The organism is Gardnerella sp. c23Ub_4, assembly GCF_055804115.1.
The window spans coordinates 44,212-59,776 of record NZ_JANUYO010000003.1 but is presented as its reverse complement, the minus strand read 5'-3'; the positions used below and the strand labels follow the sequence as shown (position 1 = coordinate 59,776).

General features: G+C 38.2%; 11 protein-coding genes and 1 tRNA gene. 6 read left to right on the top strand and 6 right to left on the bottom strand.

The features are described 5' to 3' along the window. The first annotated feature begins 50 nt into the window (after positions 1 to 50). Positions 51 to 1,499 carry an amino acid permease gene (locus tag NYP67_RS05860; protein WP_004130491.1) on the top strand — a complete coding sequence of 483 codons (1,449 nt, stop codon included), beginning with the start codon at positions 51 to 53 and terminating at the stop codon, positions 1,497 to 1,499. 62 nt (positions 1,500 to 1,561) lie between these two features. Here NYP67_RS05860 and NYP67_RS05855 read toward each other — a convergent pair whose 3' ends face one another. Together NYP67_RS05855 and NYP67_RS05850 are read right to left on the bottom strand one after the other, a co-directional pair. Continuing rightward, positions 1,562 to 2,500: a hypothetical protein gene (locus tag NYP67_RS05855; protein WP_346284434.1), complete on the bottom strand. Its 939-nt coding sequence runs from the start codon at positions 2,498 to 2,500 to the stop codon at positions 1,562 to 1,564. Positions 2,501 to 2,682: 182 nt separating this feature from the next. Further along, positions 2,683 to 2,755: transfer RNA gene (locus NYP67_RS05850), tRNA-Asn, on the bottom strand. Between the two features lie 260 nt (positions 2,756 to 3,015). Between NYP67_RS05850 and NYP67_RS05845 the strand changes: the two genes are divergently transcribed. Both NYP67_RS05845 and NYP67_RS05840 read left to right on the top strand, forming a co-directional pair. After that, a complete protein-coding gene (locus tag NYP67_RS05845) occupies positions 3,016 to 3,756 on the top strand; it encodes a peptidoglycan DD-metalloendopeptidase family protein (RefSeq protein WP_473411278.1) in 741 nt (246 codons plus the stop codon). An 89-nt stretch (positions 3,757 to 3,845) separates the two neighbouring features. Continuing rightward, on the top strand, positions 3,846 to 5,669 hold the full coding sequence (locus NYP67_RS05840) for an AMP-dependent synthetase/ligase (RefSeq protein WP_020757573.1): 1,824 nt from the start codon (positions 3,846 to 3,848) through the stop codon (positions 5,667 to 5,669). A gap of 104 nt (positions 5,670 to 5,773) precedes the next feature. On the opposite strand, the gene NYP67_RS05835 is transcribed toward NYP67_RS05840, so the two are convergent. From NYP67_RS05835 to NYP67_RS05820, 4 genes are all read right to left on the bottom strand, one after another. Further along, positions 5,774 to 7,492 carry a type 1 periplasmic-binding domain-containing protein gene (locus NYP67_RS05835; RefSeq protein ID WP_004131048.1) on the bottom strand — a complete coding sequence of 573 codons (1,719 nt, stop codon included), beginning with the start codon at positions 7,490 to 7,492 and terminating at the stop codon, positions 5,774 to 5,776. A 74-nt stretch (positions 7,493 to 7,566) separates the two neighbouring features. Then, positions 7,567 to 8,373 carry a fructosamine kinase family protein gene (locus NYP67_RS05830; RefSeq protein WP_004133024.1) on the bottom strand — a complete coding sequence of 269 codons (807 nt, stop codon included), beginning with the start codon at positions 8,371 to 8,373 and terminating at the stop codon, positions 7,567 to 7,569. An 89-nt stretch (positions 8,374 to 8,462) separates the two neighbouring features. Further along, entirely contained in the window at positions 8,463 to 8,906 is a 444-nt protein-coding gene (locus NYP67_RS05825) for a DUF2871 domain-containing protein (RefSeq protein WP_004131046.1), read from the bottom strand. Between the two features lie 74 nt (positions 8,907 to 8,980). Then, positions 8,981 to 9,421: a hypothetical protein gene (locus NYP67_RS05820; protein ID WP_020757571.1), complete on the bottom strand. Its 441-nt coding sequence runs from the start codon at positions 9,419 to 9,421 to the stop codon at positions 8,981 to 8,983. Between the two features lie 214 nt (positions 9,422 to 9,635). On the opposite strand from NYP67_RS05820, the gene leuS reads away from it, so the two are divergent. The 3 genes from leuS to NYP67_RS05805 all read left to right on the top strand — a co-directional run bounded on the left by leuS (position 9,636) and on the right by NYP67_RS05805 (position 15,468). Then, positions 9,636 to 12,620: a leucine--tRNA ligase gene (gene leuS, locus NYP67_RS05815; protein WP_473411277.1), complete on the top strand. Its 2,985-nt coding sequence runs from the start codon at positions 9,636 to 9,638 to the stop codon at positions 12,618 to 12,620. Positions 12,621 to 12,759: 139 nt separating this feature from the next. Next, positions 12,760 to 13,614, top strand: a complete 855-nt coding sequence (locus tag NYP67_RS05810; protein WP_115761927.1) for a ComEA family DNA-binding protein — start codon at positions 12,760 to 12,762, stop codon at positions 13,612 to 13,614. A 51-nt stretch (positions 13,615 to 13,665) separates the two neighbouring features. Further along, the gene (locus NYP67_RS05805; protein WP_415694852.1) at positions 13,666 to 15,468 is read left to right on the top strand and encodes a ComEC/Rec2 family competence protein; all 1,803 of its coding nucleotides are present in this window, start codon (positions 13,666 to 13,668) and stop codon (positions 15,466 to 15,468) included. Positions 15,469 to 15,565: the final 97 nt, after the last annotated feature.

Sequence of the window (15,565 nt, the reverse complement as noted above, 5' to 3'; positions counted from 1 at the left end):
ATACTGTTGCCTGTTTGCCTCTGTTTGAATATTGTCAAAAGGAGGAAACAATGAGTAACAACAGTTCATCAACTACAGAATCTCAAACCGTTCATCGCGGTTTAAAAACACGCCACATTTCCATGATTGCTTTGGGTGGAAGCATTGGAACAGGCTTATTTGTAGCTAGTGGCGCAACAATCCACATGGCAGGCCCTGGGGGTGCGCTTTTAGCGTATGCTGCAATCGGCATTATGGTTTATTTTCTTATGACATCTCTAGGTGAGATGGCAACGTATATGCCAATTAGTGGATCTTTTGCATCTTATTCTGGAAAGTTTATTGATCCAGCTTTAGGATTTGCAATGGGTTGGAATTATTGGTTTAACTGGGCAATCACGGTTGCTGTAGATATAAGCACTGCAGCAATCGTTTTGCAATATTGGCTTCCAAAGGTGCCAATTTGGGTATTTTCTCTAACAGTTCTTGTTGTTATTCTTTTGATTAATATTCTTACTGTTAAGTGCTTTGGAGAAACCGAGTATTGGCTTTCGATTATTAAAGTTGTAACCGTTATTATATTCCTTGCTATTGGTTTGCTTACGATTGTTGGCATTTTAGGCGGAAAAGCGCCATTGCTAAGCAACTTTACGCATAAGAATGCTCCATTTGCTGGAGGAATCCCAGCTGTTTTAGGCGCGTTTGCTATCGCAGGCTTCTCGTTCCAGGGAACAGAGCTTATTGGTATTACAGCAGGCGAATCTGCAACACCAGATAAGAGCATTCCAAAGGCTGTAAAGCAAGTGTTCTGGCGTATTGTTTTGTTCTACATTCTTGCAATCTTTGTAATCGCATGCATTATTCCATACACAAGTCCAAGTTTGCTTGGCTCGGAAGCTAGCGATATTTCTATAAGCCCATTCACGCTTGTGTTCCAGCGAGCAGGATTGGCAATTGCAGCAACAATCATGAACGCTGTTGTGCTTACATCTGTTATTTCGGCAGCAAACTCTGGAATGTACGCTTCTACTAGAATGCTTTACGCTCTTGCAAAAGATAATCACGCTCCAAAGATGTTCGGAACCGTAGATAGAAGAGGCGTTCCAATGCAATCTTTGGTTGCAACGTTTGTTGTAGCTCTTTTAACATTCTTGATGAGTATTTTTGGAACGCAAATTTACATGTTCTTAGTTGCTGCAAGTGGTTTGACTGGATTTATTGCGTGGGCAGGAATCGCAGCTGCGCACTACAGGTTCCGCAAGGCGTATATTGCGCAAGGAAAGTCTTTGGACGATCTTGTTTATAAAGCTAAGTGGTATCCATTTGGCCCTATTGTGGCTCTTGTATTGTGCATTTTGGTTATTGTTGGTCAAGATCTTGAATCGTTCCACACGCTTAATTGGCAAGCGATTGGCATAACTTATATGTCTGTTCCGCTGTTCATTGTGCTTTATGTGGGATACAAGATTAAGTACCACACCAAGGTTATTCCTTTAGATCAAGTTGATTTAACAAAGTGATTTAGAATATAAAAAATGCGCTCAGTGATTTGCTGAGCGCATTTTTTATTGATTAACAGAGGTTAGTTGGCGTTCGTTCCGCCGGTAGTAGCTGGTGGAGGTGTAGTCACGTTGCCACCTGTGCTGTCTCCAGGGGTAACTGGAGGGTTTTGTGTACCGCCAGTAGAACCGCCAGATCCAGGAGCAGGAGGTGTAGGTGTAGGAGGAGTAGTTTGCTTCTTCTTCTCCTCCTCTTCCTTTTTCTTTCTATCTTCTTCTGCCTTCTTTTCTGCAGCTTTCTTTTCTTCTTGTTCCTTCTTTAGCTGTTCTCTAAGCTCTTTTTCAATTTGCTTTCTTAATTCTTCTTCTTTCTTCTTTTCTGCCTCTTTCTTTTCTGCCTCTTTAATGGCTTCTTCTTGAGCTTTTCTCTTTGCTGTTTCTACAGGATCTGGAGGAATGTTAGGAATGTTAAGTCTTGGCCTACGGTTTACTCTAGGCGCTTTTCTAATAACAGGATCAGTAAGCTTTTGCAATTGCTTTTGGCTTTCTTCTTCCTTCTTTTTGTCTTCTTGAGTAGACTCGTCGCCTGCAGCTTTATCAATCATAATAGAAGTGATGCTGCGAATTCGTTGAGCGTTATCGGAATACCATTGCGCTGCTGCAACAGCTTGAGCATTTTGCGCGCCTAAAGCTTCTGGTGAATTTGCGTTGCACACAACTGTTTCTGGAATGCGCAACTTCATAAGCTTATTTAGTAGTTTGCCGTTTTCGGAATCTTCTTTAGCAAAAGACACAAGTAGAGAATTTTTAATAAGTTTGTTCCAAGATTTGTTTGCTTTAGTTACTTGCGCAACTTGAACTTCGCAAGCTTTACGAGCCTCTTTTACGCGAGCAGAATGCTGAGCGTTCCAGCATATTGCGCCTATGCAAATAACTAGCGCAAGTACTACAACGCCAGTTATAAGAACTATCATCTTCTTTTTATTGCCATTATTCATGACTTTGGAGATGTTTTCTAACATATTTATCCTCTGTTTATCAATATTTGCCAAGATTTGCTTTATGCAAACGACCTTTACAGTTTACGCCAAAGCAAGTACGTAATGCCTTGCAACTTATAGGTTTTTGAGAGTTTGACTTAGCTTTGATGTAGCTAAAATTTTTATAAAACAAAAAACCACCAGACGACTGGTGGTTTATTTTGCTCCTGCGGCTGGGCTTGAACCAGCGACCATTCGATTAACAGTCGAACGCTCTGCCAACTGAGCTACGCAGGAATATCTTCCATGCTTGGCTTTGTGCCGTGCACAAGACATTTATATTACACGGAATTTGGCAATATGCAAATATATGCTCGTTTGGGCGTGTCGAAAATTGTTAAACGTTGAAATATCAAGGTTTTATAGCCTTTAACCACATTGCTTAAAAAATCTTTACTAAAAAAGAATCGTATGAAAAACTTTTAAGAACGCAAAATAAATTAGCAAAAACCCTTAAAATACGCCATTTTTAGTGTGAAATTCAAAGGAGAGAAAATATGTGGAAAATATTTAAGATGGAAGTCATTGATAAAAAAATGATGCAAAGAATCACCAAAAAAATTAATAGAATAAAAAAATATGTTTTGAAACATAAGATAATTTTTGTATACATAATAGCGTTTTTTGCTTTGATTGCATTTATTACACTAATTCGTGTTCTAGAAAATACGAGTATTAGCAAAAGCGTTGAATATGAGTACATTCAAGCGAATCAGCAAGATGCGTATACGCAATATGCGAATACTTGTAAAAATAATTCTAAAAAGCATGTTTTAGCTACAAGTATGAGTGAGGATTCTAAGGAGGAATATTGCAAGTCTAGGATGATATATCCAGTAAAAGAAGCAAATATTATTAAGGATTTTGATGCTCCAAGCAAGCCTTGGCTTGCAGGCCACAGAGGTGTTGATTTACAAGCTAAAGAAGGCGATGAGTTGCGCGCTCCACAAGACGGAATAATCGCCTTTGCGAGTCTAGTCGCTGGAAAGTCTGTTGTAACAATAAGTCATGGTGTTTTAACATCTACATTTGAGCCTGCATATACCGATTTGCCTGTTGGATCAATTGTTAAAAAAGGTCAAAATTTTGCATATGTAACAGTTGGATCGGATCATTGCGATAATCTTTGCGTTCAATGGGGATTAAAACGAAAAAACAGAACGTACGCAAACCCAAAAAAGATGGTTCAAAAACAAAAAATAGTGTTAAAGCCAAAAGAAGACTTAAAAGAAAAATAGTAAAATACGTATCGTATAGTGTGTATAGATTCTTGAGTAAAATGTTGAGAATCATTGCTTAAACAATATGCGCAATTTAAGGAGCGGTTATGCAAAAGTATTCTCGCAATCTTGATGAGAAGATTGATTATGACGCAAATGTTTTTTCGCTTCTTGAAGATCGCGTTAATCGCAAGCCAAACGACCCTTTGATTGAATACATTGCAAAAAGCGGAGAGTGGAATTCTTTTAGCGCTAAAGAGTTTAGAGATTTAGTTATAGCGGTTGCAAAAGGGTTTATAGCGCATGGCGTTATGCCAGGGGATTCAATATCTATAATTGCTCATACTTCTTGGCAGTGGACTTTGCTAGATATGGCAATAATGTCTATTGGAGCTTTAACTGTTCCAATCTACGAAACAAGCTCTGTGAGTCAAATAGAAAACATTGTTAACGATTCCAATGTGAGCATGATTTTTGTTGAAGACGAAGCAATTAGAGATAATGTATTGATTGCAAAAAAGTCGTGCAAATGTCTTGAAGAAATATTCGTATTGAGTTCAGATGCAATAGATGCGTTTATTGAATACGGAAAAACCGTTACGGATGCAGAATTTTACGAGAGAGAAAAAGCTGTTAGAGGTAAAGATTTAGCAACAATTGTTTATACTTCTGGATCTACTGGAGAGCCAAAAGGTATTGAGCTTTCACATGGCAATTTTGTTTTTATAGCAAAGTCTGGAATAGTTTCTATGCCAGATATAGCGTTAAAAAGTAAGAATGGTAGTCCACGACTTTTGCTGTTCCTTCCTCTAGCACACGTTTTTGCACGATATATGCAATTCTTTTGCTTTACTGGAAACGTTACACTTGGATTATCTAGTAATCTAAAAACAATACTTAGTGACTTCAAAAGCTTTAGGCCAACATTCGTGCTTGGTGTTCCTAGAATATTTGAAAAAATCTACAATGCGGCTTCTCAAAAAGCAGGCAGAGGATTAAAAGGCGTTATATTTGCGTTAAGCGTAAAAGTTGCTAAACAATGGTCAAAGGCGCAGCAAAATGGTGCAATGGTTTCGCCATTGATTGCAATAAGTCACGAATTCTTTAAAAACACTGTATATAAGTCGATTTTGCAAGTTTTTGGAGGATGTGTTGAATACGGTGTTTCTGGCGGTGCTCCTTTAGACACGTCTATATCTCACTTCTTTAATGGAATTGGGCTTCCAATCCTTGAAGGCTACGGAATGACAGAAACATGCGCTCCATCAATGGTAAACCCTACAAAGGGATACAGAATTGGAACAGTAGGTATTCCAGTTAAAGGCGTGTCTGTTGCAATAGATAATGAAGGTGAGCTTTGCATTAAAAGCCCTGCAGTATGCGTTGGATACCATAATCATCCAGAAATAACAGAAAAGCAAATAGTAAATGGTTGGCTGCATACGGGAGATTTTGGCACGCTAGAACCAGATGGATTTGTTAGGATTACAGGCAGAAAGAAAGATTTAATAATAACTGCTGGCGGTAAAAACGTTTCTCCAAGCATTCTAGAAGCTTCTGTTATGACTTGCCCAATCGTTTCTCAATGCGTTGTTGTAGGAGACAGAAGGCCGTTTATATCGGCAATTATTGCGCTTGATTTGGCAGAAGTAAACTCTTGGCTTATATCTAGAGGGGCAGGACCTGTGCGCTCGCTGGATGAAGCTCGAAAAAATTCGATTGTAAGGTCCGAAATTGAGCAAAGTGTTGTAAAAGCAAATTCTAAGGTTTCTAGAGCACAATCGATTAGAAAGTTTGAGATTGTTCCAGACGCGTTTACGCAAGAAAATGGATTGGTTACTCCAAGCCTTAAAGCAAAAAGAAGCGTTGTTTTAGAGCGTTATAAAGATCTTATTGAAAATAAGATTTATGCTCCAAGAGTTAAGAGATAATCGAATTAATCTCTGTTAATAGAGCACAAGCTCGGGCGTAAGCTTAAGTTGATTAGCGTAATGCGTTAGCGCAATCGTTAGAGCAATGTATTAGCGCAAATCAATTAAAGACCTGCGTCTGCAAGAGTCACATAGCCTGGGTCTATTAAAAGCGCTTTAAGATTAGTTGCGCTGATCGCAAGAATAGCTTCACTTGCAACTGGTACACCTTTTTGCGAATCACTATTGTTTACAAAAATGGTTACATCTTCTAGTTGCGTAATCTTTCCAGTAGTGTTTAACGAATTACACTGTTTTGCAACATCGCTAGAAATCTTTTGGATGTTTTCTATAGAAGTCATCCATTGCTTTCCGTTTACAAGATTAGGCAAAGCGTCTTTGTATGCTCCGTAGCCTGTAATAACAGGCCATTTTGAATCGTTTGCAATAGTGTTTGCATATTCACTTTGACTATCTTGGATGCTACTTTGATTGCTATCTTGTGAGTTTTTATTTTTGTTACTTTTTTCGTTTACTTTTTGTTTTTTGAGCTTATTATTTTTTACATTAGATGGCAAAGGTACGCGCTTTTTGCTTAAATTACGTTTTCCAATAAAGTTTCCAATAATGTCTGGAAGAGTAAACGAAGGATTAATGTCTGCAGAGCTGCCCTTATATCCAAGCTCTTCTAAAGCGCTTTCTGTTTGCATAGCAACTTGATCTTCTAACGCAATAATTCCATCTACGTGTTTTGTTGGAGTTGCTTTAGAATTATTTTTTTCAATAAGTCTAAATTCAAGTTCTGCTTTAACAGAATCAGAATTATCCGCATCTATAGCAACGTTTTCCCAATCGTTTTCAGTGGAATTTTTGTTAAGCTTTCCAGAAGGAGAAAACATTAGTCCAGATTCAAAATATGGCTTTAGAACTTTCCAGATTCCTTCAAACGCAAGTTTGGAAAATTCGTCATCAAAATCTGGAGTTTTATACAAAGAATCCTCGGAGTTTATTGTGCGTTTGTTTATTCCAACATGAAAATGAACATTTTGCTTTTGATTATGGCAAGGCAAAAGCACTTCCACGCTTTTTGGATTATCTTTAGATGCTTGATTTAGAGCCAATTTTTGTACAAGAGTGTAGGCTTGAATCTCTCCAATTCTTTGTGCGGAAGAAAGATTAAATAGAATATCTGGATTAAATCCCTTACTCAGTCTAGAAAGCATAACAACGTGCATTCCAGCTTTTTTAGCAAGCTCTAAAGCGTTAGAAAGTCTATTTTCTGCTTCTTCTTGATTCTTTAAATCATCGTCATTTAATTGATCACTATTTGAATCTGGTTGAGTTACATAATCTCCATAATTGTTGTGACCGTTTTTATTAGTCCAAGGAGCAACAACAATAGTCGTTTTTGAAAGCTGCTTTTTTGCGCTATCTTGAAGATTCTTAACATTTGTTTTTGCGCTTTTACTTTTAGTATTTTTAGCGCTGTTTTTAGGATTTAGTGACGTAATAGTGTTTACAACATAATCTTGAATATCTTGACTTTGATTATACAAGCTGTTAGAAGACTTAGTTGTGATTGCGTTGCTAGAAAATCCTTGCTTTTTTAACGATTTTACTATTTCTGGAACAAGATTATCCCATGTGCTTAATGGAGTTTTTCTACTTAAATTTAGGCCATCAGAGGGTGTAAAAACTATAACGTTGCCGTGGTCCACTTGAGCTTTTGCGCTAGGAGACGCGTTTTGTGCACTAGATCCGCATGCGCAAATCGCAAGAAGCATTGTGCTAGCTGCTATAACAGCAATAGTTTTGCGCAAAATATGCTTATGCGTGCGAATCATAGTTAAAACCTTTCGTAAATTTTAGTTTTGTACTTACTTGTCTATTAGTTTCTATTAAATTATCTAATGCAAATTTACCTATTAAGCAAATCCAAGCACATATCTCGATATTCGCTAACGTAGCCTCCACCGAAGAAAACACAATGACCAGCAATAGGGTAGAGTTGCCAAATTGTCATTCGATTTTCAAAACCAGATTTTAGTGGATGAACAGACTGGTAGCCGTCTAGAATCTGCTTAAAATAGCTGATTCCAAATAAGTGAAGCATTGATAAATCTTCTTCGCGGTGGCCGCCGTGAGCTGCAGGGTCAATTAAAACAGCTTCTGTGTGTTCTCCGTCTTCGCTTTTAGTCCAAAGAACATTACCGCTCCACAAGTCTCCATGAACGCGCGCTGGCTTATCTTCAGCGGCTTTTCCAAGCAAATCTGGCAAAGCGCCAATAACTTTATTTGTAAGATCTAAATCGCTTTTTGTAAGACTTCCTCTAGAAATACCAAGATTTACCATTGGCAAAAGTCTGCCTTCTGCCAAATAGTCAATAACGTTACTCCAAGTGCCGCAATCCATTTTTACAGGGTCGCTTAATGGTCCAAAATAGCATGTGCCATTATAGTCTGCAGGAGCTTCGCCAAAATATTTTGCACCAAAATCGTGCATGTGTGCCAAAGACGCTCCAAATTCAAACGATGCTAAAGGAGTAGGGCTTGTAGTTTCAATGCGTTCAATGTTTAAGTAGTCTTTTCCCCAATCAAAAACTTTAGCTACTTTAGGCCCGCCATAGTCGTAAGCTTCTCGAAGCCAGTTAAGGCCACGACCTTCGCATTCAAAGAATCGTTCTGGTGCGTATGATCTACTCTTTTTATACACGTTATTACTCATAGCAACCTTCTTAATGTAGTAGCATATGCGGCTTATAGTTACACACTTAACAAATATTTTATGAATAAACTAAATTATTCCTATCATTACTATTCTAATGAAGTATTAGCACAATGAGTGATGCTGCGTTTAATTTGCAATAATATGAGTACAATACTTACACCAAGTAGGATGTGTCCGATTCCTGCTAAACCAGTTATGGCAAAATCTATAGATGTGCTGAGATGTAGACGTAGTACTTGTGCAATTCCACGAGTAACCATCATTAGTGCTGTTAGGTTGAGTCCAATATGATAAGTTATTAAGATTCTCGTAGTTTTTTCGTTACTAAAACTGAAGTTTTTCTCAAATAGTATGAGTAACAGAAAAACAACCATGCCAAGTATAAAGTAGTGTGTGTGAACTACAGCAAGCATACTTTTTGCATGGAAAGCATTAAATTTTGTAAATTCGCGATAAAAGACGCCGCCAATCATGGCGAGGACAGCATACAACAAAGATGTATTAATATAACGTTTCATAACATGGTTCATAGTAACTTCCTTACGTAGAGTGATAGTCAAATATTCCTTAGTAATGTTGATGTTGTTACAAGTGTTTGTAAGCACTATTGCATAGTATGAGTGTTTTTGTAATGCGGACATACAGTTTTAACAAAATGATATCCAAAAAGCAATCCTGCTAAGGCTAATGCGGAGCCTAATCCCGTATAAAACACTGCAATAAAGCGCTCTGGGGCGATATTTGTTGCACGAAGAACAATTCCAAAAGTCATCATAAAAGCCATTATTATAAAAGATTTAACGTCAAAGAATTTAAGGAAAAATTGCTTGTTTTCTTTGTAAGCATTGATTCTAGTTGTGTGCTTTTTAACGAGTTTTCCAAAAATAAACACTTGGAATATTGCAAAAACAGCTAAAGATAAAGTGAAGTTAATAGGAGATAAAAAGTTTGAGTATGCACTAATGCCAATTTTAAGAATGTTGAATCCTGCAAATCCCCATACAAGGCATGCGATTAATAAAAGTGTGTTCTTTGATACCTTCATAACTAACCTCGTTAAATCATATTATTCTTATTATTCTTAGTAAATTCTTATGTTAAACTCTTAAAACAATTGTAGTAATGATTTTTATAAAAAACGCTAAATAATAGTATTTTGTGAATTGTGCATTAAAACTTTCAAAAAACACAATAAAATATGCTTAAAAGTTGTAAAAAGTGTTGCAAATTGACGATATGAGTCGCTATAGTGCTTGTTTATGGAAGACAACGATCAACAATATGCAACAGCTGACAATAAAGCTACAATCGCTGAGCCAGCTTTTCGTTATAATGCGCAACTCGCACAAGATATTGAGCAGCGCTGGCAAAAAATCTGGGATGAGCAAGGCACATTCTGGGCTGCTAATGTTAAGGGCAATTTGAAGGATGGCGAAGGCAGGAATGCCGACGGCCGCCCTTCTTTCTTTGCAATGGACATGTTCCCGTATCCTTCTGGTAAAGGCTTGCATGTTGGACATCCTCTTGGATATTTAGCAACAGATGTTGTAAGCCGATATCACCGCATGAAGGGCGAGAACGTTTTGCATGCTATGGGCTACGACGCTTTTGGGCTTCCTGCAGAACAGTATGCTGTACAAACTGGCCAGCATCCACGCATCACTACTGAGGCAAATATTGCAAATATGCGCAGGCAGTTGCATCGCATGGGATTAAGCTTTGATGATCGTAGGTCTTTTGCAACGATTGATACAAACTACGTTCGTTGGACACAATGGATTTTCTCGAAGCTTTACGATGCTTGGTATAACCCTGATTTTGTGCGCAAAGATGGCGGAAAGGGTTCTGCTAGTCCAATTTGTGAGCTTGTTGATGAGTTTAAGAGCGCAAAGCGCGAAATTCCTGGTTTTGCAGGCAAAAAGTGGGAAGAACTTAGCAAAGTAGAGCAAGCAGACGTATTAAACGATTTCCGTATTGCTTATATTTCTAAGTCTCCTGTAAATTGGTGCCCAGGATTGGGAACTGTGCTTGCAAACGAGGAAGTTACTGCAGAAGGAAAATCTGAGCGCGGAAACTTCCCAGTATTCCAGCGCAATCTTCGTCAGTGGTCAATGCGAATTACAGCTTATGCGCATCGCTTGGTTGAAGATTTGAATACGATTGATTGGCCAGAAAAAGTTAAGCTTATGCAGCGAAACTGGATTGGCGAATCTCACGGTGCTTCCGTTCACTTTGATGTGCCTTGTGCAGATGGCGAAACGCGCGATTTGGAAGTGTACACAACTCGTCCAGACACGCTTTTTGGTACAACTTTTGCTGTTGTTTCTGTAGATCATCCAATTCTTGAGCATATTCCAGAAGCCTGGAGTGCAAACGTTCCAGAAAGTTGGAAGGGTGGCTACGCAAATCTTAAGGAAGGATTGGCAGAGTACCAAGCTCAAGCTCGTGCAAAGACTGCTAAAGATCGTACAGAAGATGCAGGGGCTAAAACAGGCTTGTTTACTGGTCTTTATGCAATTAATCCTGTAACTGGTGCAAAACTTCCATTGTTTGTTGCAGATTATGTGCTTATGGGCTACGGAACGGGCGCAATTATGGCTGTTCCAGGCGGCGATCAGCGCGATTATGATTTTGCTAAAGCTTTTGGCTTGCCTGTGATTTACACTGTTAAGCCTTTGCCTGATTCTGGTGAAAAGTTAGAAGATTATGATGGCAAAGCTCCGTTTGTTTCTCATGACGGAATTGTTATTAACTCTTCTGTTGAGCATACTCATAAGCTTGGCGACGCCTTGTCTATTAACGGTTTGCGCGTAGATGAAGCTATTAAAAAAGTGACGACTTGGCTTGAATCGGCAGGCGTAGGCGTTGGCAGAGTTTCTTACAGACTTCGCGACTGGCTGTTCTCTAGGCAGCGCTACTGGGGTGAGCCTTTCCCAATTGTTTACGACGAGGATGGTGTTGCTTACTTAGTTCCAGATAGTGAGCTTCCGATTGCTTTGCCAGATGTTCCAGACTATCAACCAAAGACTTATGCTCCAGACGATGCAAACTCGGAGCCAGAAGCGCCGTTGAGTCGAAATGATGATTGGGTTAAAGTTCAGCTCGATCTTGGTGACGGCGTAAAAACCTACTATCGAGACACCAACACTATGCCAAATTGGGCTGGTTCATGCTGGTACTACATGCGCTACTTGGATCCGAATGACGCAGAGCACATGGTTGACAGCGACGAATACGACTATTGGATGGGCACGAACCGTCCAGGCAAAGAGCATGTTTCTGGCGGCGTTGACCTTTATGTTGGCGGTGTAGAGCACGCAGTTTTGCACTTGCTTTACTCGCGATTCTGGCATAAAGCGCTTTACGATTTGGGTTATGTGAATTCTGCTGAGCCATTCCATCGCTTGTTTAACCAGGGCATGATTCAAGCTTACGCTTACACGGATGAGCGCGGACAGTACGTTCCGGCTGATGAGGTTGAGGAAGGTGCTCCAAACGGCTCCGGCGAGTCAACCTTTACATGGCACGGCGAGAGCGTAAATCGCGAGTTTGGAAAGATGGGCAAGAGCCTAAAGAATATTGTGACTCCAGACTACATGTACGAAAACTACGGTGCAGATACGTTCCGCTTGTACGAGATGAGCATGGGTCCACTTTCTGAATCTCGTCCATGGAATACGCGCAACGTTGTTGGAGGCATGCGATTCTTGCAACGCTTGTGGCGTAACGTTGTTAACGAAGAAACTGGTGCTTGCGTAGTAACAGAAGATGCGCTCGACGAAAAGACGCTTAAGCTTCTTAATAACACGATTGCCGAAGTGGCTGTAGAGATGGAAGCAATGCGTCCAAACACTGCAATCGCTAAGCTGATTGTGTTGAATAACCACTTAACGTCTCTACCTCACGTGCCTCGCGCAGCAGTTGAGCCGCTTGTTCTTATGCTTTCTCCAATTGCGCCGCATATTTGCGAAGAAATGTGGAGCAAGCTTGGGCATACTAAGTCGATTGCTCACGCAAATTGGCCTGTTGCAGATTCTCGCTATGTTGGTGAGGATACTGTTACAGCTGTTGTGCAAATCAAGGGCAAAGTTCGCGCAAAGCTCGAAGTTGACCCGAATATTGATGCTAGCGAGCTTGAAAAGCTTGCGTTGAAAGCTGTTGCTGATCGCTTAGGTGGTAAAGCTCCGCGCAAAGTGATTGTGAAGGCTCCAAAGATTGTGTCTATTGTGCCAGACGAAAGCTGAAAACTCAATGTTTTCTAGGCAAAATAGCCTTTAACCACATTGGTTAATTTTACTTGAAAGATGCTTATCTTCATTTAATAGTGGAGGTAAGCATCTTTTTTTATGAATGATTATGAATAACAAAAGGAGGTGATTAAAGGTGCATAAAACGAGTCGTAATGTTTTGGAAAGATTTGAGGCTATTAGTGGCTTGAACAATTATGTTAGTGAAGAAATCAGTGATATTAGTGATTCTTATAGAGAAGCTAAAGATTTACAGCACACAAAAGATGATTTGAATATTTTAGACTATAAAACTTGTGTTTTAGATAGCGAAACTAAAGAACGTGCGCTCGCTTTGAAAGACCTTGCTGCTAATGCTAATAGTTCTTCATTAAAAGTTGATGATTTTAATAAGCGCAACGAAGCAAGAATGAAGAATCATGTTAGATTAGCTATAAAGCCTGCTCATATTTTAGCAATAATGCTGATTCTAGTTGTTTGTTTATCTTGTAGTTTAACAATGTTAATAAGTCAATATGCAACTTATAGCAAGGTTTATGCATATAACGCTAGTGCAAAGTCAAAAAATCATTCTAATAAGCAAGTTGATTTTTACAATAAGTCAGATGCTAAAGGCGACGGTAAAAATGATGGTAAAGACGAATCAAATAATAAATCAAAAGTGAGCACTAATCATAAAAGTGAGTTAAAAAAAGATGAAGAAAGCGTTGAAAGTGTTGGTAAAAATCAAGATTTGATTGAAAAAAATAAGAGTGAATATAGCCAAAATCGCAGCAAAAATATTCAAAATAAAAGTGAATGCATAAATATAAATAGTGCTGGGTCAGAAGAATTACAAGCAATAAAAGGCATAGGGCCAAAAATGGCTCAAAGAATATTAGACATGCGTAAAAAAGTTCGCGTTTTTAATCGTGTTGAAGATTTGATGCAAGTAAATGGGATTGGTCCCAAAACTTTTGCAAAGATTAAATCGATGATTTGTGTTGGTTAAGAATCGCTTATCTATAGGTTTATTTTATAACTTTGTTGTTTAAGGCGTAAAATGGAAGAATTTTATTGGAATTTTGAAAATGGAAACAAGGATTTTAGACTTGTTCCAATTGCTTTTGCAATGTGGTTTGGATGCTTGTATGCAAGATTTATATGCAAAAGTAATCAAGTTTTAGCGTATACAATATTTGCCACTTTTGCGTTTGTTGTTGCATGTTTTTATTGCGTATTTGCTAATGGCATGTTTAAAATTACATTTTTGAGACGCTTAGAAATAATCAAATACAAGCAAACTTTTTATGCGATTATGTGCGCATTTTTAGCTTCATTTATGATTTGTTTGATTACGCAATGTTTAGAAGAACTAGATCCTGTTTTTTCTGTTATTAAAAGCGAAAGTGCTAGAAGCGCTCAAAGCTATGATGGTAATAAAAGGCTCGATTCTAAAAGCGCTAAAGTGGTTATGAAAATAACGTCTCCCTTAAGAACATCCCCTTCTTTTAGAGGAGATTGTGTAGCTAATGTAAGTGTTAAAAGTGTTGAAACAGAAGATAAAAATCATGTTGTGCAAAAACGTGTGAGTTTTGCAAGTGCGAAGCTTTACGCTTTTAATCCAGATTGTAAAGCAATTAATTATGGCTATACGATTAGCAGTTTTGCAAAGATTGGTATATCAAAATTTGGCGCAAATAACGTAGAAATTCAAATTCCTAAAGCTAGTAAAAAAGATAAATCTAAGTTTAGTAAGGAAAATAAAACGAGCAAAAATCAAGTTAATTCCTTAAAAGTGATTGAAAAATCTGGGTTTTTAACAAGTGCTCTAAACAGTCTTTACAAAGAATTTTACAAAGTTACAAGCAATTTGAGTGAGCAGGGTCAAATGCTTGTTCCTGGACTTACTGTAGGGCTTTTGGGTCAAGAGCATTTAAGCAATGACGATGAAGATAAAAGTAGTCAAATTGACAGAGTATATGCAAATACAATGAAGCAAAGATTTAAGATTTCGGGAATAATGCACTTAATGGCAGTTTCTGGAGGTCACTTTTTGCTTATTGCTGCAATGATTCGTAAAATTTGCTTATATTTTCTTGCTCCAAAATGGCTGTGTGCGCTCCTTGAAATACTTGGAAATATTTCTCTAGCATTTATTGTTTACCCATCTGCTTCGGTTTTACGCGCACTTATAATGGGCATTATTTGTTCAATCGCATTTTTACTTTCTAGAGTGTATCAATGTGCTAGCGCGTTAAGTTTAACTGTTATAGGTGTTTTATTTGTTTGCCCAAAATTTGCGTGGGATTACGCGTTTGCGCTTTCTGTTTGCGCTACTTTTGGAATAATTGTTTGTGGAATGCCTTTAAGAAGAATCTTTTTAAGATATATGCCGTCTAGTATTGCAAGCGCGTTAAGTATTACATTGTGTGCTCAATGTTTTACACTTCCTGTGCAAATATTAATGCAACCTCAAGTTTCTTTTATATCTATTATAGCGAACTTACTTGTTGCTCCTTTTGTTGATTTTGCAACGATTTTTGGGCTTTTGTCTCTTGTTTGCTCGTGCTGGAATTACTCTATTGCGCTATTTTTCGCTAATATTTCCTCTATTGGAACAAACATTATGGCGAATTGTGCTTGGAATCTTGGAGATTTACAAATCGGAGTTATTCCATGGGTTTCAGGGCCATTAGGCGCGTGGCTTGCGTGGTTGGTTGAATTTAGCGTATTTTTGTGTGTATTTTTTATTAATAAGTATCTTAAAAATAAAGAGTTTTATAATTCGTTTAAGATTTACGCTCAAGCAAAATCAAATCGCTTTAAGCATCTTGTAGATGATTCGGTTGAACTTTTTGAATGATTTTTGTGCAAATGATGATTTTGAGCAATTTTTATAGTCAATCATCTTAAGTTTTGTATAGTTTGTACAATTATTAGATGTGTTAAATAGCTAAAAA